Source organism: Microbacterium sp. 18062, assembly GCF_902706225.1.
Classification (GTDB): Bacteria; Actinomycetota; Actinomycetes; order Actinomycetales; family Microbacteriaceae; genus Microbacterium.
Window position 1 is genome coordinate 1 of the sequence record NZ_CACSKB010000026.1, and the last position, 25756, is coordinate 25756.

The 25756-nt window shown below is 70.3% G+C and carries 22 protein-coding genes; 8 read left to right on the forward strand and 14 right to left on the reverse strand.

Annotation, left to right across the window (positions count from 1 at the left end):
• A partial coding sequence (locus GVL03_RS11005) for a multifunctional oxoglutarate decarboxylase/oxoglutarate dehydrogenase thiamine pyrophosphate-binding subunit/dihydrolipoyllysine-residue succinyltransferase subunit (protein ID WP_159501044.1) occupies positions 1-3472 on the forward strand: 3472 nt, incomplete at its 5' end.
• A 198-nt stretch (positions 3473-3670) separates the two neighbouring features.
• On the opposite strand, the gene GVL03_RS11010 is transcribed toward GVL03_RS11005, so the two are convergent.
• Positions 3671-3916: a zf-HC2 domain-containing protein gene (locus GVL03_RS11010; protein ID WP_159501045.1), complete on the reverse strand. Its 246-nt coding sequence runs from the start codon at positions 3914-3916 to the stop codon at positions 3671-3673.
• Positions 3913-4566 carry a sigma-70 family RNA polymerase sigma factor gene (locus tag GVL03_RS11015; RefSeq protein ID WP_373683840.1) on the reverse strand — a complete coding sequence of 218 codons (654 nt, stop codon included), beginning with the start codon at positions 4564-4566 and terminating at the stop codon, positions 3913-3915. Before GVL03_RS11015 ends, GVL03_RS11010 begins: the two co-directional genes overlap by 4 nt.
• A 57-nt stretch (positions 4567-4623) precedes the next feature.
• On the opposite strand from GVL03_RS11015, the gene aroA reads away from it, so the two are divergent.
• The 3 genes from aroA to bcp all read left to right on the forward strand — a co-directional run bounded on the left by aroA (position 4624) and on the right by bcp (position 7599).
• Complete coding sequence (aroA, locus tag GVL03_RS11020) at positions 4624-5961, forward strand: 3-phosphoshikimate 1-carboxyvinyltransferase (protein WP_159501046.1); 1338 nt, start codon at positions 4624-4626, stop codon at positions 5959-5961.
• Positions 5958-7001 carry a ribosome small subunit-dependent GTPase A gene (gene rsgA, locus GVL03_RS11025; RefSeq protein WP_159501047.1) on the forward strand — a complete coding sequence of 348 codons (1044 nt, stop codon included), beginning with the start codon at positions 5958-5960 and terminating at the stop codon, positions 6999-7001. The genes aroA and rsgA overlap by 4 nt, the downstream gene beginning before the upstream one ends.
• 130 nt (positions 7002-7131) lie before the next feature.
• Complete coding sequence (gene bcp, locus GVL03_RS11030) at positions 7132-7599, forward strand: thioredoxin-dependent thiol peroxidase (protein ID WP_159501048.1); 468 nt, start codon at positions 7132-7134, stop codon at positions 7597-7599.
• Between the two features lie 176 nt (positions 7600-7775).
• Here the strand turns inward: bcp and GVL03_RS11035 are convergent, their stop codons facing one another.
• Entirely contained in the window at positions 7776-8177 is a 402-nt protein-coding gene (locus GVL03_RS11035) for a histidine kinase (protein ID WP_159501049.1), read from the reverse strand.
• A gap of 238 nt (positions 8178-8415) precedes the next feature.
• On the opposite strand from GVL03_RS11035, the gene GVL03_RS11040 reads away from it, so the two are divergent.
• Positions 8416-8664: a WhiB family transcriptional regulator gene (locus GVL03_RS11040; protein ID WP_047542656.1), complete on the forward strand. Its 249-nt coding sequence runs from the start codon at positions 8416-8418 to the stop codon at positions 8662-8664.
• Positions 8665-8720: 56 nt separating this feature from the next.
• On the opposite strand, the gene GVL03_RS11045 is transcribed toward GVL03_RS11040, so the two are convergent.
• The 3 genes from GVL03_RS11045 to GVL03_RS11055 are packed head-to-tail and all read right to left on the reverse strand — an operon-like array spanning position 8721 to position 12146.
• Positions 8721-10214, reverse strand: a complete 1494-nt coding sequence (locus GVL03_RS11045) for a sensor histidine kinase (protein ID WP_159501050.1) — start codon at positions 10212-10214, stop codon at positions 8721-8723.
• Positions 10215-10224: 10 nt separating this feature from the next.
• Positions 10225-11520, reverse strand: coding sequence for a hypothetical protein (locus GVL03_RS11050; RefSeq protein WP_159501051.1), 1296 nt, complete (start codon positions 11518-11520; stop codon positions 10225-10227).
• A complete protein-coding gene (locus GVL03_RS11055) occupies positions 11517-12146 on the reverse strand; it encodes a hypothetical protein (RefSeq protein WP_159501052.1) in 630 nt (209 codons plus the stop codon). Before GVL03_RS11055 ends, GVL03_RS11050 begins: the two co-directional genes overlap by 4 nt.
• A gap of 98 nt (positions 12147-12244) precedes the next feature.
• On the opposite strand from GVL03_RS11055, the gene GVL03_RS11060 reads away from it, so the two are divergent.
• Positions 12245-12526: a helix-turn-helix domain-containing protein gene (locus GVL03_RS11060; protein ID WP_159501053.1), complete on the forward strand. Its 282-nt coding sequence runs from the start codon at positions 12245-12247 to the stop codon at positions 12524-12526.
• A 20-nt stretch (positions 12527-12546) separates the two neighbouring features.
• Here GVL03_RS11060 and GVL03_RS11065 read toward each other — a convergent pair whose 3' ends face one another.
• Positions 12547-13149, reverse strand: a complete 603-nt coding sequence (locus GVL03_RS11065; protein WP_159501054.1) for a hypothetical protein — start codon at positions 13147-13149, stop codon at positions 12547-12549.
• 129 nt (positions 13150-13278) lie between these two features.
• Between GVL03_RS11065 and GVL03_RS11070 the strand changes: the two genes are divergently transcribed.
• Positions 13279-13707: an Rv3235 family protein gene (locus tag GVL03_RS11070; RefSeq protein WP_159501055.1), complete on the forward strand. Its 429-nt coding sequence runs from the start codon at positions 13279-13281 to the stop codon at positions 13705-13707.
• 210 nt (positions 13708-13917) lie between these two features.
• On the opposite strand, the gene GVL03_RS11075 is transcribed toward GVL03_RS11070, so the two are convergent.
• The 5 genes from GVL03_RS11075 to GVL03_RS11095 all read right to left on the reverse strand — a co-directional run bounded on the left by GVL03_RS11075 (position 13918) and on the right by GVL03_RS11095 (position 19421).
• Positions 13918-15144, reverse strand: coding sequence for a pyridoxal phosphate-dependent aminotransferase (locus GVL03_RS11075; RefSeq protein ID WP_159501056.1), 1227 nt, complete (start codon positions 15142-15144; stop codon positions 13918-13920).
• A gap of 113 nt (positions 15145-15257) precedes the next feature.
• Positions 15258-16076 carry an ABC transporter permease gene (locus GVL03_RS11080; RefSeq protein ID WP_159501057.1) on the reverse strand — a complete coding sequence of 273 codons (819 nt, stop codon included), beginning with the start codon at positions 16074-16076 and terminating at the stop codon, positions 15258-15260.
• A complete protein-coding gene (locus tag GVL03_RS11085) occupies positions 16073-16996 on the reverse strand; it encodes an ABC transporter permease (RefSeq protein WP_159501058.1) in 924 nt (307 codons plus the stop codon). The genes GVL03_RS11080 and GVL03_RS11085 overlap by 4 nt, the downstream gene beginning before the upstream one ends.
• A gap of 2 nt (positions 16997-16998) precedes the next feature.
• Positions 16999-18186, reverse strand: coding sequence for an ABC transporter ATP-binding protein (locus GVL03_RS11090; protein ID WP_159501059.1), 1188 nt, complete (start codon positions 18184-18186; stop codon positions 16999-17001).
• Between the two features lie 5 nt (positions 18187-18191).
• Positions 18192-19421, reverse strand: a complete 1230-nt coding sequence (locus GVL03_RS11095; RefSeq protein WP_159501060.1) for a PotD/PotF family extracellular solute-binding protein — start codon at positions 19419-19421, stop codon at positions 18192-18194.
• Positions 19422-19606: 185 nt separating this feature from the next.
• On the opposite strand from GVL03_RS11095, the gene GVL03_RS11100 reads away from it, so the two are divergent.
• Complete coding sequence (locus tag GVL03_RS11100) at positions 19607-20065, forward strand: Lrp/AsnC family transcriptional regulator (protein ID WP_159501061.1); 459 nt, start codon at positions 19607-19609, stop codon at positions 20063-20065.
• Positions 20066-20102: 37 nt separating this feature from the next.
• Here GVL03_RS11100 and GVL03_RS11105 read toward each other — a convergent pair whose 3' ends face one another.
• Positions 20103-20891, reverse strand: coding sequence for a lytic murein transglycosylase (locus tag GVL03_RS11105; RefSeq protein ID WP_235038127.1), 789 nt, complete (start codon positions 20889-20891; stop codon positions 20103-20105).
• A gap of 79 nt (positions 20892-20970) precedes the next feature.
• The gene (locus GVL03_RS11110) at positions 20971-25641 is read right to left on the reverse strand and encodes an HtaA domain-containing protein (RefSeq protein ID WP_159501063.1); all 4671 of its coding nucleotides are present in this window, start codon (positions 25639-25641) and stop codon (positions 20971-20973) included.
• Positions 25642-25756 lie beyond the last annotated feature (115 nt).

The window sequence follows — 25756 nt, forward strand, 5'->3', positions numbered from 1 at the left end:
CCCCGTCACCGCCCCCATCCCGGTGATCGGCACGCAGCCGGTGGCCCGAACGACGGCCAAGCCCGCCGCTCCGCAGCCGATCCCCGCGCAGGCGCCCAACGCCCAGCCGTCCGATCCGTCCGGCGCCGTCCAGGAGGACACCGTCACGGTGCTCCGCGGGATGACGAAGACCCTCGCGGCCAACATGGACGAGTCGCTGACCGTCCCGACCGCCACGAGCGTGCGCACCGTCCCGGCGAAGCTGATGATCGACAACCGCATCGTCATCAACAACCACATGGCGCGCACCCGCGGCGGCAAGGTGAGCTTCACGCATCTGATCGGCTGGGCACTGATCCAGGCGCTCAAGGAGTTCCCGAGCCAGAACGTCTTCTACGCCGAGGTCGACGGCAAGCCGTCGGTGGTCGCGCCTGCGCACATCAACCTCGGCATCGCGATCGACCTGCCCAAGCCCGACGGCACGCGCGCGCTGATGGTGCCGAGCATCAAGCGCGCCGAGGCGCTGACGTTCGACGAGTTCCTCGCCTCCTACGAGGACCTCGTCAAGCGCGCCCGCGGCAACAAGCTCACGGCAGCCGACTTCCAGGGCACGACGCTCTCGCTCACCAACCCCGGGGGCATCGGCACCGTGCACTCGGTGCCGCGTCTGATGAAGGGCCAGGGATGCATCGTGGGCGCGGGCGCCCTCGAGTACCCGGCCGAGTTCCAGGGCTCGAGCGACAAGACCCTCATCGAGCTCGGCATCGGCAAGACCATCACCCTGACGAGCACCTACGACCACCGGGTCATCCAGGGTGCCGGCTCCGGCGAGTTCCTGAAGAAGGTGCACGAGCTGCTCATCGGCCAGCGCGGCTTCTACCAGGGCATCTTCGCGGCGCTGCGCATCCCGTACGCGCCGATCCACTGGGCCAACGACATCAACGTGGATCTCGCCGAGCGCGTCGACAAGGGCGCGCGCGTGCAGGAGCTCATCAACTCCTTCCGGGTGCGCGGTCACCTCATGGCCGACATCGATCCGCTCGAGTACGTGCAGCGCACGCACCCCGACCTCGAGATCGAGAACCACGGGCTGACCTTCTGGGACCTCGACCGCGAGTTCGTCACCGGCGGATTCGGCGGCAAGCGCATCATGAAGCTGCGCGACATCCTGGGCGTCCTCCGCGACTCGTACTGCCGTACGACCGGCATCGAGTACATGCACATCCAGGACCCCGTGCAGCGCAAGTGGTTCCAGGACAACCTCGAGGTCAAGTACCAGAAGCCCGGGCACGCGGAGCAGCTGCGCATCCTGTCGAAGCTCAACGAGGCCGAGGCGTTCGAGACGTTCCTGCAGACGAAGTACGTCGGCCAGAAGCGCTTCAGCCTGGAGGGCGGCGAGTCCGTCATCCCGCTGCTCGACGAGGTGCTGCAGGGAGCCGCGTCCGCCGATCTCGACGGCGCCGCGATCGGGATGGCGCACCGCGGGCGCCTGAACGTCCTCACGAACATCGCCGGCAAGACCTACGGCCAGGTGTTCCGCGAGTTCGAGGGCACGAGCCTGCCGGGCAACAAGCGCGGGTCGGGCGATGTGAAGTACCACCTCGGCACCGAGGGCACCTTCCAGTCCGACCGCGACGAGGAGCTGCCGGTCGTGCTCGCCGCGAACCCGTCGCACCTCGAGACCGTCGACGGCGTGCTCGAGGGCATTGTCCGGGCCAAGCAGGACCGCAAGCCCATCGGCACCTTCTCGTGGCTTCCGATCCTCGTCCACGGCGACGCCGCCTTCGCCGGTCAGGGCGTCGTGGTCGAGACGCTGCAGATGTCACAGCTGCGCGGCTACCGCACCGGCGGCACCATCCACGTCGTCATCAACAACCAGCTGGGCTTCACGACCCTCCCCATCGACGGCCGCAGCTCGGTCTACGCCACGGACGTCGCGAAGACCATCCAGGCACCGATCCTGCACGTGAACGGCGACGACCCCGAGGCCGTGGTGCGCGCGGCGGAGCTCGCCTTCCGCTACCGCCAGGAGTTCCACCGCGACATCGTCGTCGACCTCGTCTGCTACCGCCGCCGCGGTCACAACGAGGGCGACGACCCGTCGATGACCCAGCCCCTCATGACGAACCTCGTCGAGGCCAAGCGGTCGGTGCGCCGCCTCTACACGGAGTCGCTCGTCGGTCGCGGCGACATCACCGAGGAGGAGTACGAGCAGGCCAAGCGCGACTTCCAGGACCGCCTCGAGATCGCCTTCGCCGAGACGCACGCCGCGGAGACCGGAACGCAGCCGATCGTCTCCGACGCCGTCGAGGTCGAACCCGCCTCGGGCGAGCCCGACACGACCGGGGTCTCGACCGAGGTCGTGCACCTGATCGGCGACGCGTTCGTCAACAAGCCCGACGGCTTCACCGTGCACGCGAAGCTGCAGCAGCTGCTCGACAAGCGTCATGCGATGAGCCGCTCCGGCGGGATCGACTGGGCGTTCGGCGAGCTGCTCGCGTTCGGTTCGCTCGTGCTCGAGGGCACGCCGGTGCGCCTGGCCGGGCAGGACTCGCGTCGTGGAACGTTCGTGCAGCGCCACGCCGTCTTCCACGACCGCTCGAACGGCCAGGAGTGGCTGCCACTGGTCAACATCGCGGACAACCAGGGCCGTTTCTTCGTCTACGACTCGTTGCTCAGCGAGTACGCGGCGGTCGGATTCGAGTACGGGTACTCGGTCGAGCGCCCCGACGCGCTCGTGCTGTGGGAGGCGCAGTTCGGCGACTTCGCGAACGGCGCGCAGACCGTGATCGACACGTACCTCTCGTCGGCCGACCAGAAATGGGGCCAGCAGTCCTCCGTGGTGCTGCTGCTCCCCCATGGCTACGAGGGCGCCGGCCCCGACCACTCCTCCGCCCGCATCGAGCGGTTCCTGCAGATGTGCGCCCAGGACAACATGGTCGTCGCGCGCCCGTCGACCCCGGCCTCGTACTTCCACCTGCTTCGCCGCCAGGCCTACGCCCGACCGCGAAAGCCCCTCGTGGTGTTCACCCCGAAGGCGATGCTGCGCCTGCGCGACGCCACGAGCCCCGTGGAGGCCTTCACCCGCGGCCGCTTCGAGCCGGTTCTCGACGACGACCGCGGTGTCGACAAGAACGCCGTGAAGCGCGTTCTGCTGCACTCGGGCAAGGTCCACTGGGACCTCCGCGTCGACCTCGACAAGACCCCGAACCCGGAGATCGCGCTCGTGCGGGTGGAGCAGTTCTATCCAGCGCCGATCGACGAGCTGAATGCGATCATCGACAGCTACCCGAACGCGGAGCTCGTCTGGGTCCAGGAGGAGCCGGAGAACCAGGGCGCCTGGCCGTTCATCGCCCTCGAGGTCGTCAAGCATCTGCACGGACGCACGATCAGCGTGGTCTCACGTGCCGCCTCGGCGTCGCCCGCGGCGGGCGCGGCCAAGGTGCACCAGGTCGAGCAGGCTGCCCTGCTCGCGAAGGCCCTCACGGTCTAGGCGCACCCGGGGGTCGGCGCCGGCTCGTTCGATCGCCGGGGTCGCCGCATCCCTCGATAGGTCGTGAGCCTGCCGCCGAGGACGCTGACCACGCCGGACGAGGACACGCGCACCGAATGCGGCCGGACGTTCTCGGGCCTACGCCGACGGCGATCCGATCGGCGCGCTTCCCCTCCGGGTGGAGGCGGGGCCCGGGTCTCAGTGGTGGGTGGACTGTGCGAGGCGCAGACGTGCCAGCACCTGGTCCCGCAGCTCCTCCGGCGCCGTCTCACGGCACGCGCGGGCCACCACGTCGGTGAGAGTACGCGCGACGAGCGCCTCATCACGGCACGCCTCGCAGCTGGCCAGGTGCTCGGTGATGTCGGTGTGCTCGGTGTGGCAGACCTCGTTGCGGAGATACTCCTCGAGGTCGCGTCGCGCCTTGTCGCAGCCGCAGTCGGTCATTTCCCACTCCTGGATGCCGACGGGGTGATGCCCCGTTCCTTCGCGTAGTCGGCGAGCAGTTCACGAAGCATCCGTCTGCCACGATGCAGACGGCTCATGACCGTGCCGATGGGGGTCTTCATGATGTCCGCGATCTCCTGGTAGGCGAAGCCCTCGACGTCTGCGAGGTACACCGCCAGCCGGAAGTCCTCGGGGATGGACTGCAGTGCGTCCTTCACGACGGAGGCGGGCATGTGGTCGATGGCCTCGGCCTCGGCCGAGCGCGCGCTCGTCGCGGTCGTGGACTCCGCACCGCCGAGCTGCCAGTCCTCGAGGTCGTCGATGGCGCTCTGGTAGGGCTCGCGCTGCTTCTTGCGGTACGTGTTGATGTACGTGTTGGTCAGGATGCGGTACAGCCACGCCTTGAGGTTCGTGCCCTGCGTGAACGTCGACCACGACGAGTAGGCCTTCACGAAGGTCTCCTGCACCAGATCGGCCGCGTCCGCGGGATTGCGCGTCATGCGCATGCCTGCGGCGTACAGCTGGTCCATGAAAGGCAGCGCCTGCTCTTCGAACTGTGCGCGCCTGTCCGCGGGATCCTGGTCGTCCATCACGGGCAAGTCTACGGCCGACTCCGCCGCGATCCGGGGACGCTCGATCACACCGTTCATCCGCATCCTTTCCCGCCGGTCCCTCTGCGGGCGAGGGCGTTCAGTAGTCTGGAACCGATGAGCGCCGACCGCTATTCCCCGAAGCCGACCGAGGCCGGCCCCTGGCAGGCGCCCACGGCGCCCGCCCCCCTCCACGCGGTGGTCGCGGTGCCGGGATCGAAGTCGCTGACCAACCGCGAGCTCGTGCTCGCCGCCCTCGCCGACGGCCCCAGCACGATCCACGCGCCGTTGCACTCCGACGACTCCGCCCGCATGATCGACGCCCTGCGCTCGCTCGGTGTCGGCATCGAGCCGCTCGCGGGCTCGGGCTCGTTCGGCGACGATCTGCGCGTCACTCCCCCGGAGCGCATCCCCGCCGGGGGGACGGTCGACTGCGGCCAGGCCGGGACGGTCATGCGCTTCGTCACGCCCGCCGCCGGCTTCGCCACCGGCGACGTGACGGTCACCGCGCACGCGAGCGCCCTGCACCGGCCGATGGGCGAGATGATCCGCGCCCTGCGCGAGGTGGGTGTCGACATCGACGACGGCGGCACGTGGGCGCTGCCGTTCACCGTGCGCGGTCGCGGGCACGTGCGCGGCGGCGAGGTGACGATCGACGCGAGCGCGTCGAGCCAGTTCGTCTCGGGCCTGCTGCTGTCGGCGGCGCGCTTCGACGTCGGGATGCAGCTCATCCACGAGGGAGCCCGGCTGCCGAGCGTGCCCCACATCGACATGACGGTCGAGTCGCTCGCGCATCGGGGCGTGCACGTGGAGCGCCCGGCTCAGGGACAATGGCTCGTGCCGCCCGGGCCGATCCGGGCCAAGGACGTCTCGATCGAGCCCGACCTCTCGAACGCGGCCCCCTTCCTCGCAGCGGCGCTCGTCACGCGCGGCCAGGTGTCGGTGCTCGGCTGGCCGGCGCACTCGACGCAGCCGGGTGCGCAGCTGCCCGAGCTGCTGTCGGTCTTCGGAGCGCGGTGCACGCGTCGCCACGGCATGCTCACCGTGACCGGCGGCAGCGGCATCCAGGGCGTCGATCTCGACCTGTCGGCGGTCGGCGAGCTGACCCCGACCCTCGTGGGGCTCGCGGCACTCGCCGACGGCCCCTCCACGTTCACCGGGATCGGCCACATCCGGGGCCACGAGACCGACCGCATCGCGGCGCTGGTCGGCGACCTGCGCGCCATCGGCGGCGAGGCGGAGGAGCTGCCCGACGGCATCCGGGTGATCCCCCGCCCGCCGACGGGGGGGCTCTGGCGCGCGCATCACGATCACCGACTGGCCACCACCGGCGCCCTCCTGGGCCTCGCGGTCCCGGGCGTCGCGGTCGACGACATCGGAACGACCGCGAAGACCATGCCGGAGTTCCCCGAGTTGTGGCAGCGGATGCTGGCCGGGGAGGACGCGACCGCGTGAGCTGGTTGCCGGACGACGACGAGGGCGACGACGAGGGTCTGGACGAGTCCGACTTCCGGGCGCGCCCGAACCCGAAGGCGAACCGTCCCCGGACCAAGCGCAGGCCGGCGCATCTCGACGCCCAGGTCGCGCGCGTGCTGGGCGTCGACCGCGGCCGGTACGCCGTTCTGGTGGGCGAGGATGGTCCGGACGAGCGGGATGTCGTGGCCACCAGGGCGCGCGAGCTGCGGAAGCAGCCCATCGTGACCGGCGACCGGGTACGCGTGGTGGGCGACCGGACGGGCTCGGAAGGCACGCTCGCGCGGATCGTCGGGATCGAGCCGCGCACGACGCTGCTGCGGCGCAGCGCCGACGACACCGACCAGGTGGAGCGCGTGGTCGTCGCGAACGCGGACCAGATGCTCGTGGTCGTCGCCGCGGCCGATCCCGAGCCCCGCGAGCGGCTCGTCGACCGCTATCTCATCGCCGCGCTGGATGCCGGCATCCGGCCGCTCCTGGTCGTGACCAAGACCGACCTCGCCGACCCGTCGGCGTTCCTCGCGCACTTCGACGGTCTCGACCTGGAGGTGTTCACGAGCGGGCAGGGCGAGATGCCGACGGAGCGGATCGGGGCGGCGCTGGTCGGCAGGTCGACGGTGTTCGTCGGCCACTCGGGCGTCGGAAAGTCGACGCTCGTGAACGCCCTGGTGCCGAGCGCGATGCGCGCGACCGGTCACGTGAACGTCGTCACGGGGCGCGGGCGCCACACCTCGAGCTCGACCGTCTCGCTGCGCTACCGCGGCGCTGGCGGCACCGGGTGGGTGATCGACACGCCGGGGGTGCGCTCGTTCGGTCTCGGGCACGTCGATCCGGCCAACGTGCTGCGCGCCTTCACCGACCTCGCCGAGGCCGCACAGGACTGTCCCCGCGGGTGCACGCACCTGCCCGATGCCCCCGACTGCGCGATCGTCGAGGCCGTCGCCGAGGGCCGTCTGGGGCCCAGCGCGCCTGCGCGTCTCGACTCGCTCCAGCGCCTGCTGACCACGTTCGCACATCGCTGACGGACGCTCATCGCGCTCCGATCCCCGGGCGAGGAGCGCCGAGGAGCGGCGCCCCGGAGAGGGACGTCCGCTCGCTCACGGGCGCCCGAACGCACGCGCGTGCGTGCCCGTGAGCGCATACGCTGGGGGCATGACCACGCTGCATCCCGGAGACATCGCGCCCGACTTCACGCTCGTCGATCAGGACGGCACCGCGGTGTCATTGCACGACCTGCGCGGGCGTCAGGTGATCCTGTACTTCTACCCGGCCGCGATGACGCCCGGCTGCACGACGCAGGCGTGCGACTTCCGCGACAGCCTGTCGTCGCTCGAGGCGGCCGGGTACACGGTGCTCGGCATCTCGCGCGACTCGCCCGCGAAGCTGAAGGAGTTCCGCGAGCGCGACGGCCTGACCTTCGAGCTGCTGTCGGACGAGGACCACGCCGTGCACGATGCGTACGGGGCGTGGGGCGAGAAGATGAACTACGGCAAGCGGATCGAGGGCGTGCTGCGATCGACGTTCGTGGTGGATGCGGAGGGTCGCATCCTGCACGCGCAGTACAACGTGAAGGCGACCGGCCACGTGGCCCGGCTGCGCAAGCTCCTCAGCATCGACTGATCGGCGGAACCGCGTCAGCGACCCACGGTCGCTGACCATCCCTGGCTGATCCGAGCTCTCGCCCTCCGGGGGACCTTCGGGTCCGCCGGTCAGCACCCCTGCGGGGCGCTCCGTGGGGTGGGGAAAGTCCAGGCAATGCGCCTGTTCAACAGAACCGGGGCGCGGAGACTTTCGGGTCAGGAGGACGCGTCCGGCGAGCCGTCGGCCTCGCGCGCGGCGCGGCGGACGGCGGCGAACAACAGCACCAGGGTGAGGATCGCGGGGATCGCGAGCTGGAGCCCGAGGAGCGGGTGGGCGTAGGCGCCCGTGGCCGCGCCGGCGGCGACCGCGAGGATCAGCAGCTGGGTCACGATCCCGCCCGACCGGCCCCACGAGCGGCCTCGGGCGGCGGCGACGCCGAAGGCGACGACGCCCGCGGCGGCGATGGACATGAGCACGAGCAGCGCGACGGCGGTGTCGACGGCGGCCGTGTCGCCTCCGAAGATGGCGCCGGCCTGCATCACGACGAGCACCGCCATCCCCGCCCCTTCCAGCACGAGCAGACCGCCCGCGATCGTGCTCAGCAGGTCGTGACGCATGGGGCTCCGCTCGGTCGAGTGTCGATGTGCGCGCACGATGGAACTTCGGTGAATGCCGACAAAACACGAAGTGAACCCTTGATAAGGTCACCGCCCTGTGGGACGATTGACCACGTCGTGTGCTCCCACAGCGGCGTGGGGCGAGCAATGCGCTCGCACACTCAGACAGGGTATCGGACCCTCGTTCCGTCCTGTCATCCCACCCGAAATCTTCGTTACGTCTTGAGGAGCAACAAGCATGGATTGGCGCGACAAATCAGCCTGCCTGACGGTCGACCCGGAACTCTTCTTCCCGGTGGGCAACACCGGCCCGGCGGTCGATCAGATCGAGAAGGCCAAGGCGGTCTGCGCACGTTGCACCGTGACCGAGGTCTGCCTCCAGTACGCGCTCGAGACCGGGCAGGACTCGGGCGTGTGGGGCGGCCTGTCGGAGGACGAGCGTCGCGCGCTGAAGCGTCGCGCAGCGCGCGCCCGCCGCGCCTCCTGATCGTGCCGACGGGCCCGGCGATCCGGGGTCGCTGACCGTACCGGACGCCCGGCGCGTCACACCTGCGCGCGGGCGATGTAGCGCATCGGGATGTCGATCGTCACCTCGGTGCCGCTGCCCATGATGGTGTGCCAGTCGATCGTGCCGCCGAGCTCTCCCTGGATGAGGGTGCGGACGATCTGCGTCCCGAGGCCTCGGCCGACCTGCCCTTCGGGCAGGCCCACGCCGGTGTCGCGGACCCGCACCTCCAGGTTGTCCTCGGTGCGCACGGCCGCGATCTCGACCTCGCCCTCCTGACCGGCGAGCCCGTGCTCGACGGCGTTGGTCACGAGCTCGGTCAGCGCGAGGGCGAGCGGTGTCGCGTACTCGCTCGGAAGAGGCCCGAAGGATCCGGTCTTACGTGTCTTCGCGCGCGTGTTGGGCGCCGCGGCGACCTCCGCGACGAGTTTCAGCACCCGGGAGAACACGTTGTCGAAGTCAACGCTCTGCGTGAGCCCCTCCGAGAGCGTGTCGTGCACGACGGCGATGGCCGAGACGCGGCGCGTGGCATGGGTCAGCGCCTCACGTGCCTCGTCGGAGTGCGTCCGGCGCGCCTGGATGCGCAGGAGCGAGGCGACCGTCTGCAGGTTGTTCTTGACCCGGTGGTGGATCTCGCGGATCGTCGCGTCCTTGGTGATCAGCTCCTGCTCCTGGTGACGCAGCTCGGTCACGTCGCGACACAGCACGATCGCGCCGATGCGCGTGCCGTGGTCGCGGAGGGGGATCGCGCGCAGCGAGACGGTCACCCCGCGCGCCTCGACGTCCGTCCGCCAGGGGGCACGACCGGCGACGACCACCGGCAGCGACTCGTCGAACTGGCGCTTGGCCGGGAGGATCTTGGTGATCACCTCGATCAGCGGCTCGCCCTCGAGCTCGTCGTCGAATCCCATCCGGTTGAACGCCGACAGCGCGTTGGGGCTCGCGAACGTGGCGAGCCCGTCGACGTCGATCCGGATGAGGCCGTCCGAGGCGCGAGGGGCCCCGCGACGAGGGGACGTCGGGGCGTCGAGGTCGGGGAACTCCCCCGACGCGATCATGCCGAACAGGTCGTCGGCGCAGTCGTTGAACGTGATCTGCTGGCGCGACGGCGTGCGCGCCTCACCGAGGTTGGTGTGGCGGGTGAGCACCGCGATCACCGTCGCCGGGGTGCCCGCGGGCCCGCGGGTGCGCATGATCGGGACGGCGCGCACCCGGGTCGGGGTCTCCTCGAACCAGTCCGGCGACGCCGAGTCGACGATCCGGCCGGTGACGAATGCCTCGCGCACCTGGGCTCGCCACTGCGGGCGCACGCGGTCGCCGACGATGTCGCGGTAGAACAGGGTCGCCGCGCCGCTCGGACGCGCATGGGCGACCGCGATGAACGAGTCGTCGGATGTCGGCACCCACACCACGATGTCGGCCGAGGCGAGGTCGGCGAGCAGCTGCCCGTCGCCCGCGAGCCGGTGGAGCCACTCCACATCTGCCGGGTCGGAGACGCCGTGCGCGTAGACGAGATCGCTGAGGGTCGACACGCTCCCCAGCCTAGACGTCGGCAGGCGCCCGCCGACGTGCGGCGCTGGGCCGGCCGGAACGCCGACGCACCCGCCGGGTGCTGTCCGCCGACGGCGCCGGAGCGGCCGCCGGCACGAGATCGCCGCCGACGATGCGGCGCACGGCCGCGACGAGCGTCGAGCGCGGCGCGACCTCCGAGACGGGGCGGGCGGCGAGCATGGCCGCATCCGCTCCACGCCGATCCTCGGGCACGAACCACACGTCGTCGATGTCGGCGTATCGCGCCAGCGTCCGGCGGATCTGCCCGCGGGCGTCCATGCCCACCGCCCCGGGGCGCAGGCGGTTCACCACCACCGACACCGGGGTGGGCCCCGCGACCGCACGCAGGTCGGGATAGGCCCGGAGGAAGCGGGCGACACCGACGGGGTCGGCCGAGAGCACCGCGACGACCCGGTCGGCGGCGGCGATCGCGGCCAGCGTCGCGGCGTTCCGACGCGGTCCGTCGACGATGTCGCTGACGATCTCCTCGTCCTGCTCCAGGCTCGCAGCGACGTCCACGACGGTGTGCTGGGCCCAGCCCGCGCACGCCGCGAGCGCGCCACGGACGCGCGCCGCGCTGAGCTCGGGCCAGCGTGCCGCGCGGTTGATGCCGGCGAGCACGTCGACGTCGACACCGCCCAGTGGCAGGCTGATCCGATGGAGCTCGGCCTCGTCGAGCAGACCCCGCTCGGCCTGGCGGCAGGCGACCGCGAAGCCCGGGCCCTCGTCGGGGAGACCGAGTGAGAGGGCGATCGCCGGCGCGTGGGAGTCCGCGTCGACGAGGGCGACGTGCCGCCCGCCCCGGGCGAGCTCGGTCGCGAGGGTGATCGCCACCGTGGTGCGGCCCGGGGCGCCGTGCGCTCCCCAGACCGCGATCGTCCGGGGTCCCGCGGCGACGACCTCCGCCACGGTGCCCGGACGGGCCGCCAGCACGGCGTCCGCGAGCTCGCGGGTCGACAGCGTCTCGGACAAGGGAGCCGCCAGGCCGAACGCCGCGGCCAATCGCGCCGCCGCCGCATCCTCGCCCAGGGGGACGAGTCGGATGCCGCGACGGTCCGCGAACGCCACGATCATCGGGGTGAGCACATCCGACCGCGCCGGCAGCACGATGGTGGAGGCCCTCGCCACCGCCTCCCCCGTGGCGGCGTCGGGCTCACGCCCGGCCGCGATGGTCGTCGCCACGTGCTCCGGGGAGACGTGCGCGATCTCGGCGACGCCGTGGAGAGCCAGCTCCGTGGCCAGCGCGGAGGCCAGCGGCTCGGCCAGGACGAGCACGACCCGCCTCATCGTGACGCGCCTCCGGCCGGCACGACCGAGAGCGCCGCCTGGCCGGCGATCGCGGCGAGCACGTCCGCCACGGCCGCGCGCGGGATGACGAGCTCCACGGATGCGGCCCCACCGCCCATCATCGTGTCATCCGACGCGACCCCGGCCACGATGGCGTCGGCGACGAGGATGCGCGGCGCCTCGCGGACGCCGTCGCCGTCGAGAGGCGCCGCCCACACCTCCACGGAGGTCCCCGCCCCGACAGAGCCGGGCACGTCGGTGGTGCTGCGCACGACCACCGTCGTGCTGCGCGCGGCGGCGGCGTCGCCCAGAGCGTCGACCGGAACCAGCTCCCCCGCGTGGATCGTCCGCGTCGCGACGGTGTCGGCGGTCACCTGAGCGCCGCCGACGTAGAGGTCCTCGACGGAGCCGAGCGCGACGTCGACGATCCGCAGGTCCGCGCCGGCCACGGTCTCGCCCGGCATGATCGTCCGGGCGGCGACATAGACCTGCGTCGTCTGACGCGCCGCGGCGACGACGAGCCAGACTCCGGCGATGGAAGCGATCACCAGCAACGCGCCGATGAGGAAACGGGCATCCGCCCACACGGCTCGCGGTCGCTGCCGCGGAGGATCCTGTGCTGTCATGGCGTCCATGGTCGCCCAGGGGTGACATCCCCGTCGGATGTTATCCACAGCCGCCTGCACTGGTCGGGGGTGTCGATGCCTCGACGCATAATGAAGACATGCCCGATTCCTCCTCGGCCGAGGGGCGACTGCTCGCTCCCGCCCACGTCGCAGAGGCGTTGGCGGTCTCCGTCGACGAGGTGATCGCCCTCGTCTTGGAGGGCCGACTGCGCGGGATGCGCGTCGGCTCGGGCCGCCAGTGGCGTGTGGAGGAGGCGAGTGTCGCGGAGTACCTCGACGACCAGGCCGAAGAGGCCCGGCGCATGGCGCTCTGGCGACAGTCCAACGCCGCGAGCTTTCCCGAGCTCTGGGGCACGGGCACCGTCCGCAACCCCGACTGAACGCGCCCGGCCGAACGCGCTCAGAGGCGGTCGAGGCTGTCGATCCGGACCCAGCCGATTGCGCTGAAGGGCACGAGCCGATGCCCGCGCACCGCATCCGCCCGCCGTGGCGAACCCGGATCGTGCAGCGCGAGATCGAGGTGGTCGGCGCCCGCCCGGTCGATCGTCCCGGTCAGCGCTCGCCCCGTCGTGGTCGAGATCGTCAGGGGGATCCGGCGGCGGGCGAGGTCCCGGAGCACGAAGCCGATCGACATCCGTTCGGTCAACGACGCCCGCTCGACCGGATGCGGACGTGCGCTGCGGAGCAGATCCGCGTGCGCGAGGCCGACGCTGCAGATCGCGCCGAGGGGGACGATTCCCGACCTGGACGCCGCGGTGACCACGCCGACCCAGTCCGCCCCGACCGCGCTCACCCGCGCGGTGACGGTGGCATCGCCGACGAGGTCGAAGACGAGCTCCGTCTGCGCCGTGTCCGCACCCCGCCCGAGCTCGGTCAGGCGTTCCCGAAGAGCGACGCGCGACAGTCGCAGGCGTTCGGCCTCGGTATCGAGGACCGCCCGTTCCGCCTCCCACTCGGCGTCGAACTGATCCTGAAGGTCTTCGAAGAAGCGATCCCAGCGCACGCCGCGAGATTAGACCTCCCGGAGGTTGCAGATGAGAAGTTTTCCACAATAGGGATCCGCTCTGGAGGCTCCGCGACGCCCCGTGGTCTACTGAACCGACCCAGGATCCCCCCACCCTGTGAGGCTCAGATGGCACACTCATCGTCGAGAGCGAGACACGCTCCGTCCAGCGACCGCACCGGAGACTTCTTCGCTCCGCAGCCGACCTCCACCGCGGATCTGCCCGACCCGATCCCTCTGGTCCGCAACCTCACGGGCGGGGTTCTCGAGGCCCTCGCCGGCGTCCGGGACATCGACCAGTTCGCCCGTTGGCTCACCGAGGACGCCTACCGGGCGCTGCTCACGCGGGTGAACCTCGCGGCACGTGCGCGCAGCGCTCGCGGGGTTCCGGCCGCCCGTCCTGTGCACGCGATCCTGAGCGTGCACCACTCCGCGCCCGCGGACGGCGTCGTCGAGGCTGTGGTGATCGTCGCGGGCCCCGCGCGCACGCGCGCCGTCGCCATCCGTCTCGAGGGCATCGACCGCCGCTGGCGCGCGACCTCGCTGGCCCTCCTCTGACCCGAAAGTCTCCCCGCCCCGGTTCTGTTGAACAGGCGCATTGCCTGGACTTTCCCCACCCCACGGAGCGCCCCGCAGGGGCGCGGAGAAGCTGACCCGAAAGTCTCCGGGTTCGGCCCCTGAGCGAGGAGCGAAGCGACGAGACGAAGGGCAGCGACCGGGCTCCGCGCATAGCGCAGCAGTCCGGCGTCGGTCGATGCCGCTCGCGGGCTACTGCCGGTAGGAGGACAGGAAGTTCCCCATCCGCTCGATCGCCTCCGAGATGATCCGCGCCTCCGGCAGCGTGACGATCCGGAGGTGGTCGGGGGTCGGCCAGTTGAACCCGGTCCCCGGCACGAGCAGGATGTGCTCGGACAGCAGCAGATCACGCACGAGCCTGGCGTCGTCGCGGATCTCGTGCACCTCGGGGTCGAGCCGGGGGAACGCGTACAGAGCGCCGCGCGGCCGGACGCAGGACACGCCGGGAATGGCCTCGAGTCCCTCCCAGGCGGCATCGCGCTGCTCGTGCAGGCGCCCCGACGGAGCGATCAGCGCATCGATCGACTGCACGCCGGACAACGCCGCCTGCACCGCGTGCTGAGCGGGGACGTTCGGGCACAACCGCGTCGAGGCGAGCAGGTCGATGCCCTCGAGAAAACCGCTCGCGTGGTCCTTCGGCCCGGTGACGACGAGCCAGCCGGAACGGTACCCGGCCACACGGTAGGTCTTCGACAGCCCGTTGAACGTCAGGCACAGCAGATCGGGGGCGAGGGTCGCGAGCGGGATGTGCCGCGCGTCATCGAACAGGATGCGGTCGTAGATCTCGTCGGCGAGCAGCAGCAGCGAGTTCTCGCGGGCGATCTCGACGATCTGCTCGAGCACCTGGCGGCTGTAGACGGCACCGGTGGGGTTGTTCGGGTTGATGACGACGATCGCCTTGGTCTTCGGCGTGACCTTCGACCGGATGTCCTCGAGGTCGGGCTGCCACTCGTTCTGCTCGTCGCAGAGATAGTGCACCGGGGTGCCCCCGCCAAGGCTCGTCATGGCCGTCCACAACGGGTAGTCAGGGGCCGGGATCAGCACCTCGTCGCCCTCGTCGAGCAGAGCCTGCATCGTCATCGTGATGAGCTCGGACACGCCGTTTCCGAGGTAGACGTCGTCCGGGGTGAACGAGGGGAAGCCCGGTTCCTCCTCGTACCGGTAGACGACGGCACGGCGCGCGGACACGATGCCCTTGCTGTCGCTGTACCCGTGCGAGCTCGGGATGGCCTCGATCATGTCCCGCACGATCTGAAACGGCGCCTCGAACCCGAAGGTCGCAGGGTTGCCGGTGTTGAGCTTCAGGACGGTGTGCCCCTCGGCCTCGAGCCGATCGGCCTCCGCCAGTGCGCCGCCACGGATCTCGTAGAGGACGTTCTTGAGCTTGGCCGATTGGTCGAGGTGGCGGAGCGAGGTCATCCGATCAGGATAGTCCCGCCACCACCCGGCCAATCCGCAGCCGCTGGCCCGTGCCCTCCGCCCGTCCGGTCCGAGGCCGCGGATTCGACCCCAGAGCCACTCCGCCCGGGCGGTCAGCGCCGGCGCGCGGCGTGGCGGGCGGAGACGACCTGGAAGACGAGCACGGCCGCGATCGCGAGGAAGAACACCGCCGAGGCGATCACGTTCGCCTGCGGCGGGATGCCCCGCTGCGCGGCGACGTAGACGTAGACGGGGAAGGTCTGCGTCGTGCCCGAGGTGAAGTACGTGATGATGAAGTCGTCGAAGCTGAGGCTGAACGACAGCAGCGCCGCCGCGACGATGCCCGGAAGCAGCAGCGGGAACGTCACCCGCCAGAACACCTGCGTCGGTGAGCCGTAGAGGTCGCGTCCCGCCTCTTCGAGCGCGGGGTCGAGCGAGAGCACACGCGCGCGCACCGTCACCACCACGAAGCTCAGGCAGAACATCGCGTGCGCGATGATGATCGTGCCGAGCCCCTTCGGGACGCCCGCGGTGAGGAACTGCGCCGCCAGGCCCGCGCCCATCACGACCTCGGGGGTCGCCATCGGCAGGAACAGCAGCAGGCTGATCGCTCCCCGTGCGGGGAACCGGTAGCGCACCAGCGCGATCGCGATCATCGTGCCGAGGACGGTGGCGATGAGCGTGGCCGCGCCGCCGACGAGCAGGCTGTTGCCGAACGCCATGCAGACATCCGGCTGCGAGCAGACGCCGAGCCAGTTGTCGAGTGTGAACCCGTTCCACGAGATGTTCGAGCGGTTCGCGTCGTTGAACGAGAAGACGAACGTGTACGCGATCGGGATGAGCAGCAGCACGAACGCGACGACCACGTAGGTCGGCAGCAGCCAGCGGCCGAGCCCGATCCGGCTCCGGGCTCGAGTCGTCACCGCGCTCACAGCAGGTCGTCCGTTCCCGAGCGGCGCACGTACACGCCCACGATCACCACGATGACCGCCATCAGCAGGATGCTGAGAGCCGCCGCCTGCGGGTAGTTCACCGTGATGAGGAACTTCGACTGGATGACGTTGCCGACCATCGCCGTCGAGGCGCTCCCGAGGAACGCCTGGCTGGCGTTGACGTAGTCGCCCGCGGCCGGGATGAAGGTCAGGAGCGTCCCCGATACGACGCCCGGGATCGACAGCGGCAGCGTCACCCGGAAGAAGGTCGACACGGGTCCGGCGTACAGATCGTTGCCGGCTTCGAGCAGGCGGGTGTCGAGTCGGTCGAGCGAGGCGAACAGCGGCAGCGTCATGAACGGGATGAAGTTGTAGGTGAGACCGAAGACGACGGCGAAGCCGGTGCCGGTCAGGTGCGCCTGGGGTCCGAGCAGACCGATCACCTGAAGCGTGCTGACGACCGGGCCCTCGTCTGACAGGATCTGCTTCCACGCGAAGGTACGGAGCAGGAACGAGATGAAGAAGGGCGCGATCACGAGGACGAGGAGAAGGTTCCGCCAAAGCGGCCGGTCGCGCAGCCGCACGCCGATGAAGTAAGCGATCGGGTAGCTGATCAGCAGGGCGAACACGGTCGCGAGCAGGGCGTACCAGAAGGAGCGGAGGAACTGCGGCCAGTACGCCGAGATCACGTCGACGTAGTTCTGCCACTCGAAGCCGTAGAAGAAGGCTCCGTACTGCCCGGGATCGTTCACGCCGAAGGAGGTCAGCAGCAGCGACACGAACGGCACCAGGAAGAACAGCGTCAGATACAGCAGCCCCGGCAGCAGCAGCACCAGGGCGACCGCCCCGATGCGGCGGCGCGGGGACGGCGCCGCCGCCGCATCCGCTCCCCCGGGCGGCGCCAGGACCGACAGCGCCATGACTAGGCCGCCTCGACGGGCGGTCCCGCCGCGTCGTCCGCGGGCTCGGGATCGAGCTCGTCGTCGGGTGCGGCGGCGGCGCGGGCGTCGGCGTCGAGGCCGAAGGTGTGCTCACGCTCCCAGGCGACCCACACCTCCTGCCCCGGCGTGTAGACCGCGCCGAAGACCAGGTTCTGGGCGAACACGGCGATCGTGCCGAGGCCCGGGATCTCCACGAGGTACTGGGTGCTCACCCCCGTGAACGAGGCGTCGACGATCCGGCCGGGGCCGAGCACGTTGTGCTGCTCATCGCGCGCGGGCTCCGTCGGATGCAGCAACAGCTTCTCGGGGCGGACGCCGAGGGTGATGCGGCCCGCCGCCGAGACGGCGCGCGCGGCGGGGACGGCGAGCACACCGCCGGCCGTGCGCGCGGTGATCACGCCGCCCGCCGTCTGCTCGACCGTCGCGTCGAACAGATTGGACTGGCCGAGGAATGTGGCGACGAACCCGGTCCGGGGCAGTTCGTAGAGCTCCGCGGGCGAGCCCAGCTGCTCGATGCGCCCCTTGTTCATGACGGCGACCGTGTCGGCCATCGTCATGGCCTCCTCCTGGTCGTGGGTCACGTGCAGGAATGTGAGACCGACCTCGCTCTGGATCGACTTCAGCTCCAGCTGCATCTGCCGCCGCAGCTTCAGATCGAGCGCCCCCAGAGGCTCGTCCAGCAGGAGCAATGCCGGCCGGTTCACGACCGCGCGCGCGAGCGCGACGCGCTGCTGCTGCCCGCCGGAGAGCTGGCTGGGACGGCGGTTGGCGACGTGGTCGAGCTCCACCAGACGCAACGCCTCGTGCGCCTTGCCGATCGCGTCGGCGACCTTGCGGCGGCGAAGGCCGAAGGCCACGTTCTCGATCACGCTCATGTGCGGGAACAGGGCGTAGCTCTGGAAGACCGTGTTCACCGGACGCCGGTGGGGCTTCGCATCCGTGACGTCGGTGCCGCCGATCAGCACGCGCCCGGCGGTCGGCACCTCGAGCCCCGCCACGAGCCGGAGCGTCGTCGTCTTGCCGCAGCCGGACGGACCGAGCAGCGCGAAGAACGAGCCCGCCGGGATCGTCAGGTCGAGCTCCTCGATCGCGGTGAAGCCGGGGAAGGCCTTTCGGATGCCGACCAGTCGCAGGTCTGCGCCCGACTCGCCGAAGGTGCCCGCCGCCATGGCCGTCAGGCGCCCAGGCCGATCGCTTCGAAGGCCGCGTTGTACCTCTGCTGCTCCTCGTTCGTCAGCGCGCGGAAGATGTGCGCCTGCGCGAGGGTCTGCTCGTCCGGGAAGATCAGCTGGTTGTCGACCATGTCGGGGTCGATCTCGGCCATCGCCTCCTGCGCGCCGACCACCGGGGTGATGTAGTTCACCCATGCGGCGACCTCGGCGGCGACGGCGGGGTCGTAGTAGTAGTCGATCAGCTTCTCGACGTTCGTCTTCTGGCTCGATCCGACGGGGATGAGGAAGTTGTCGCTCCAGAGCGTGCCGCCGGAGTCCGGCAGCGCGAAGCCGAACTTGTCGCCGACCTCGGCGTTGATCGCGGCGATGTCGCCCGACCACACGATGGCCGCCAGCGTGTCCTCGTTCTTCAGGTCGTCGGCGTAGGAGTTGCCCTTGATGTTGCGGATCTGGCCGTCCGAGACCTGCTGCGCGAACACGTCCAGCGCGTTGTCGAACTGCTCGTCGCCCCAGCCCGAGCCGGAGATGTCGACGCCCTGGCTCAGCATGATGAGACCGAGGGTGTCACGCATCTCGCTCAGCACGCCCACGCGTCCCTTCAGCTCCGGCGCCCAGAGGTCCTCGAGCGACGCGAGCCCGTTCGGCAGCTTCTCCTTGTTCCAGGCGAGACCGGCGAACCCGGACTGCCACGGCAGCGAGTGCGCACGCCCCGGGTCGAAGCTCGGGTCCTGCAGGCTCGGAGCGAGGTTCGCGGTGGCGTTGGGCAGGTTCGCCTTGTCGAGCGCCTGCGTGTACCCGGACGAGATCCAGATGTTCGCCATCCAGTCGGTGAGACAGACCGTGTCGGCCCCGATGTCCTGCCCGAGGGCGAGCTGGTCGCGCACCTTGGCGAAGTACGTGTTGTTGTCGTCGATCGACACGTCGTAGTTGACGGTGAGGCCCGAGAGCTCCTCGAAGGCCTCGAGCGTGGGATGCGCGCCATCGTCGTCCTCGTCGAGGTAGAACGACCAGTTCGCCCAGGTCAAGGTCTTCTGACTGTCTGAGAGGTCCTGTGCCGCGGTGGCGGATGCGGCGGGCCCCGAGCCGCCCACGCGCCCGGAGCAGGCGGCGAGGAAGGCGGCCATCGAGAGGCCGGCGCCGACCGCGAAGCCGCGGCGGGTCAGGGTGGCGTTCCGGGCGTGCACGATGAGCGCGCGAACGGCCGGATCTTCGGGCAGCGGTCCTCGAGGCATCAGCTCTCCTCCGACGGTCGACGGGTTCGATTCCGGGTGAGCCGATACTGGCAGATAGTCCCGCCTCTCGCTACGGATCCGGTTGCATGAAACATGGATTTCACACGATTCGTGACCGAATGGAACACGAAGACCGAGGTATCCGCAGTAGCGTGAGTGCTTCATCATCCGTCCGGAGGAGTGCCATGGCCGGTCGCGACGCCCTCGACGACACGTCGAAGCGCATCATCGAACAGCTGCAGGAGAACGGTCGCCGCTCGTACGCTGAGATCGGCAAGGCCGTGGGGCTCAGCGAGGCGGCCGTGCGCCAGCGCGTGCAGCGGCTCACCGAGTCCGGCGCGATCCAGATCGTGGCGGTCACCGATCCGATGCAGCTCGGCTTCCACCGTCAGGCGATGGTCGGCCTCCGCGTCAGCGGCGACACCCGCGCGGTCGCCGCCGAGCTGTCCCGACTCGAGGCCGTGGACTACCTGGTGCTGACCGCCGGCAGCTTCGACATCCTGGCCGAGGTGGTGTGCGAATCGGATGCGGACCTCAGCGAGCTGCTGAACACCCGCATCCGCACGCTTCCGGGCGTGCTGTCGTCCGAGACCTTCGTCTACCTCGAGCTGCGCAAGCAGTCGTACGACTGGGGCACCCGCTAGCCGCGTTCCACGACGTTGTGCCCCCTGTGGCCCTGCATCAGTCCCCCGTAAACCCTGCGTAGTGCGCCGCGGCGTCCGCCACCCGGCGCTGATACTCGGGGTCGTCGTTGTAAGAACGGATAGCCCCGATCCACGCATCCGAGCCCTCGAGAGTGCCGTGCGCCTGACAGAGATAGCGCGCCGCCGTGAGTGCGGCGTCGTCGATGTCGTGGATGTCGGTCGTGGCGTCCTCGTCGCCGTCTGTGCCCCACTGCGCCCAGGTCTCGGGGATGAACTGCATGGGGCCGACGGCCCTGTCCCACACCGTGTCGCCGTCCAGCGCCCCGCCCTCGGTGTCCGGAATCGACGCGCTGCTCGTGCCGTCGAGCGAAATGCCGACGATACCCGGCCGGGCGACGCCGTCGGGGTGGATGCGCCCGCCCTGCAGCGTCCCGTGCTCACTCTCGACGAGACCGACGGCGGCGAGCGTGTTCCAGCCGACGGAGCATCCGTAGTGCTCTCGCGCGTAGAGGTCGGCGCCGGCGTACGCGGACAGCGCCCGCGCGGGGATGCCTGCCTCATCCGACACACGCGCCACCCACGACGGATCCGTGAGAAGGACGATCCCGCGGGCAGACGCGTCGCTCGAGAGCGACGGAGAGGGCGTGAGGGTGGGTGCAGGGTCCTCGTCGTCTTCGGGTGCGAACGGGGTCTCCTCCGCGACCTCGGCGGCCGCGGGCGCATCGGCGACGGCGTCCGCCAGCACGGCCAGGGACGCGAGGAGGATGCCGGCGGCGGCCACGGCGATGCAGGCGACGAACGCGAGCCGCCCCTTGTCACCGCTCACGGCGCGGCAGGGACGACGGGCGTTCCTGTGCCTCCCCCCGCCAGCAGATCGCCGATCGCGCGCACGCGTCCCGTGCGGCTCATCGCCCGCCGCCCAGGACATCGTCGAACGGGCCCGTGTCCGGCACCGCCGCGACTTCTGCACCCTCGGCCGCAGCACGGCGCCGACGGGCGATCCAGATCGCGAGCGCCGTGATGAGCCCGGCGAGCGCGATGCCCCCGCCGGTCCACGCGAGCCACGTCAGGTCGGTGTCGTCCGCATCCGGCGCCTCGACCGCCGCGGTCACGTCGGCGGTGTCTTCGTCCTCGGGAACGGCCACCACGCAGTCGGTCTCCGTCGTGATCGAGAACGACACGGGGTCGAACTCGGTGCCGGCCTCGTAGTTCGGGAACGCCTCGTATCCCTGGCTGGTGATCACGGCCGGGACCGCGCTCGCCGTGACCTCCGATCCGTCCTCGCTGATCTCCACGTCGCCGGCCGAGAGGTCGAGCTTCACGAACGACACCTGGTCGAACGTCAGCGCGTTGTCCGCGTTGCCCGCGAGGGCGTCCTCCATCGTCACGCCCGCGACGTCCAGCAGCAGGTATGCGGTGTCGGGGCCCGTGAACAGGATGGTCGGGTTCGCCACGGTGGTGTCGAGCAGGCCGTCATGGCCCGTGAAGCGGATGGTCCCCTCGAAGCTCACCTGACCCGTGAAGATCTCCGCGTCGAACACGCCCTCGCCATCCGACCAGCCGAACTCGGGGGTCTCGTAGGTCGCGCCGTCGGACACCGTCCATTCGCCGTGGGCGATGCTGCCGGAGATGTACGAGCGGAACGACTCCTTGAAGCCCCAGTCCAGGGACGCCGCCGTCACGGTGCAGCCCACGAGCTCCTCCGGCTCCAGGACCTCGACCTCGATGCCGAGGTCCTGGCTCTCCGACTGGAACGTCAGCGTGTGCGCGCCGATCTCGGTGTCGAGCGGGACGATGCCCGACCACTGCGCGCGTCCGCTCGCGTCGGCCGTGAGGTTCTCCTCGAGCACGACGGGGTCGGAGTACAGCACGACCTTGATGTCGGTCTCGCTCGGTTCGTATCCCTCGCCGATCACGGTGATCTCGGTCCCGGGGCGGATGTTCTTCAGCACCTCCGGGTCGATGTAGAGACCCGTGTTCGCGGGCGGCTCCGCGGGCGGCGTCCAACTGGTCTCCTCGTGCGCGGCGACCGTCTGGGCCGTCCCGCCGCCGGGTGTGGATGTCGCGCTGGCGCCCACGACGAACGACACCGGATCCATCGCCGCACCTGCGGCGTAGAACTGCGACGAGCCGTACGAGAACACCCGCGCGCCGGCTGACGTGAGCGTCACGGGCGCGTTGGAGTACGAGACACCGCCGTCGACCTCGGTCCGGCCCGCCGCTCCGAGGTCGATCGAGCCGACCTCGACCGCGCTGCCGTTGGCCGTGACGATCAGGGCTCCCGAGCTCGCGGAGTCGATGCGGACCTGCGGGTTCGCGAACGTCAGGTCGAGGATGCCGGAGTGCCCCGTGAAGCGCACGGCGCCCTGATACCCGGTCGTGCCGGTGCCCGCCTCCGTCGTCCAGTCGGTGGAGGACTGACCGAACCAGTACGACCCGCCGAGCACCGAGGCGCCGTTCGAGACCGAGATCGTTCCCTTCGCGGTCGACCCCGTGATGTAGGAGCGGAACGACTGTTTCACGCCCCACACGAGCGAGCCCTCGACCACGCCCGACTCCGGGTCGGTGGTCGGCGTGAGAGCGGGCGTCGTCGGGTTCGGCGACGGCTCCGGCGTCGTACCGGGCTCCTCGGGCTCGGCGGGAACCTCCGGCGTCGCGCCGTCGAAGCCGACCGCGAAGGCGTTCGGGGCCTTCTTCGAGTCGAGCGAACCCCCCGTGGAGTAGAAGTACGCTGCGAGCCCCGTCGCGCCGTGGAAGGTCACGAACTCCTGCGGCCACGCGCCCCATCCGGAGACCGTCGTGTTCTGCGAGGCTTCGCCCTCGGGGGCTGTGATCGTCACGTTCCGATAGTCGGGACGGACGGTAAAGCCGTTCTCGGTGTCGACCGTGACGTTGGCGAAGGTCGCCACGGTCACGTCGGCTGCCGGCGTCACAGCCTCTTTCGGGGCGTTCGGGTTCGCGATGTCGCCCTGGTAGCCGCTGAGGTCGGCCGTCAGGGTGCCACTGCCGTTCTCGTCGACCGTCAGGACGAGGTTCGACATGGTGGAGGGAACGAGGCCGTCGTAGAAGTTCACGCTGAAAGACGCGGGCCATTCGATGACCGCCGAGCCGTCGGGCTCGACCGTGGCCGTGCCGTCGTCGAGCCGGACGACCTGGGCGGCCCCGTCGACGTTCACGTGCGCACCGCGGGTGGCGTAGGTCGCGGTGTCGCTGCCGGAGGAGGTGCGCTGGAGGATCTCCGCGCCGTCCTTCTTCGCGGAGTAGGTCGCCTCCGTGCCGTCGGACACCCCGGCGGAGAGGTAGTGCGCCGCGCTGCCGTTCGGCGGCTGCGCCTGCCACTCCGCGCTGCCGGTCCACTCGAACGCGACGCCGGTATAGGTGGTGGTCTCCGCCGGGGCGTCGGGCCTATCCGTGACGGTGAGCGTCGCCGGGTCGCTGTACGCAGTGCCCGCCGCGCTCGTGAAGACCGCGCGATACTGCGCGCCGTCGAGCGACGCCTCGACGGCTTCGACCGTGAGGGTGTCGCCGAACACCGAGACGGTGTCGGAGTACTCGATGCTCTGCCAGCCCGAGCCCGTGTCGATCTCCCAGTCCTGGGAGGGAGCAGGGTTGCCCGCACCCGTCGCCGTGAACTCGGCCACGCCGCCGTCCACGACGCTCACACTCTGCGGTTGGGTGGACACCGAGGGCGCGACCTGTACGGTGAGGGTCGCGGTGTCGGAGACGACGCGGCCGAAGTCATTGGCAGCGATGACTCGGTACTGGGTTCCGCTCGACGCCGATGACGCGGTGATCGTGAGCTCCGGTCCGACCGCGCCCTCGACATCGGCGAAGGCGATCGCTCCGGGGATCTTCTGCTGCCAGTGCAGGGTGACGCCCTCGCCGTCGACGGCGCTGGTCAGCGTGACGTCCGTGCTGTCGGCGCCGGCGGGGATGACGGCAGTCTGGTCGGAAGGACTCGCGGTGAAGGCAGGCGTCGTGCCGTAGGACACGACCTTCGTCGCCGAGGCATAGAAGAACCAGATGCCCGCGTCGCCCATCGCCTCGTTTCCGGCGTAGATGCCCGCGCCCGTCGTGTCCCACGCGGTGCTGATGACGGTTTCGCCGATTCCGGCCGCGTCGCCCAGCGAGCGGGCCTGCAGGGTCGCTCCCCCGGTCGTCACCAGCGTCTGCCGCGCGGGATCGTACCGGACCACGGTGCCGACGAGCCCGTCGATCGCTGAGACGGAGGCCGCAGGCATGAGCGTGCCCGACGACGTCGAGAGGTTCTCGTAGACCTGCAGAACTCCCCCGCCGATCGTGAAGAGGCGATCGTTCGCGCGATCAGGCACGAAGTTCGCGACCGTCCCGGACGGGGTCACCTGGTCGACGAGCACGAGGGAGCCCGAGTCGTCGATGTCGTAGCGGAGATAGGCGGCGCCCTGCTGGGCGACGAGCCGCCCCTGCGCGTCGAAGAACACCGGGATGCCACTACGCGAGGTCGTGTAGTCGCTCACCTGGGCGTACTCGTCGTCGGCGCCGGGGAGGAAGACCGTCTTGCGCGAGTTCCCGCCGATCACGATGGCGCCCGTGACGTCGTCGATCGCGCCCGTTCCGACCGAGATGGGTCCGGCGAACGTGCGTCCCGCGCGGTAGCGGCCCGCCCCGTCGGGCTCGACGAGAGTGAACTGGGTGCTGGGGTTCGGCGCCTTCACGAGCAGTTCGCCTGTCTCCTCGTTGACGTCGATCAGGAAGCTCACGTTCTCGACCGTCGAGAGCACCTCGCGCGTCGCGGCGTCGAAGACGTGCAGCACGTTCGACGCCGCGACGGCGAACACGACACCGCGTGCAGGGTCGGACAACGTGCGGCCTGTCACCCAGCCCGACGCCGTAGCAGGCAGGGCGAGGTCGTCGATCGACGCCGAGACGATACCCGCCTCAGCCCAGGTCTCCGGCACCGTGCCCGACGGCCAGTCGCCCGCGAGGTCGAGGTCGATCGCATCCACGGGGTTGCCGTACGAGTAATGGTCGAGGAACGGCTCGACACCGCCGCGACCGAGCGAGGCATAGACGTCGTCCCAGGTCAGGCGCCCCTCCTCCGGCGTCACGGTGCCGCCGAGGGCGGCGGAGATCTCGGCGAACTCGACGCCGTCGCCCTCGCGCACGGTCGTGCCGTCGTCGACCCGGTAGTCGGCGTACAGCACCGCGTCGCCGTAGGCATCCGCGACGATGCGCAGATCCCAGATTGTCAGGTCCATGAGACCCTCATGACCCCAGAAATTGGCCTTGCCCTCGAAACTGACGTCGAGCGCTCCCGACACCGGGTCGAAGGTGCCTTCCGCGACGGGCCAGCGATACGTGCCGTCCTCGTTCTCGGTGAGGCCTTCGCTCAGCGTGATGCGTCCAGAAGCGTTTCCGACGACATAGGTGCGGTACGACTCGCGCACACCCCAGTCCATCGCGCCCTCGGAGATGGCGTATACGGCGGGCACCTCGTCCTCTGCCGCCGCCGGATTCGCGACGAGGACCGAGGAGAGCAGGACGAAGAGCGAGACGAGCAGGGCAGTCGCCCGCGGGAAGATGGATCGAGAAGGCAACTCAGGAGGCTTTCGGGTAGCGCGACGGTCGGATGGCTGCGGTCAAGGACACCGGGGCGCGCGTCATGCGGCACCCGTATAGGACACGCCCTCACGCACGCGGGGCCGCCCCGGG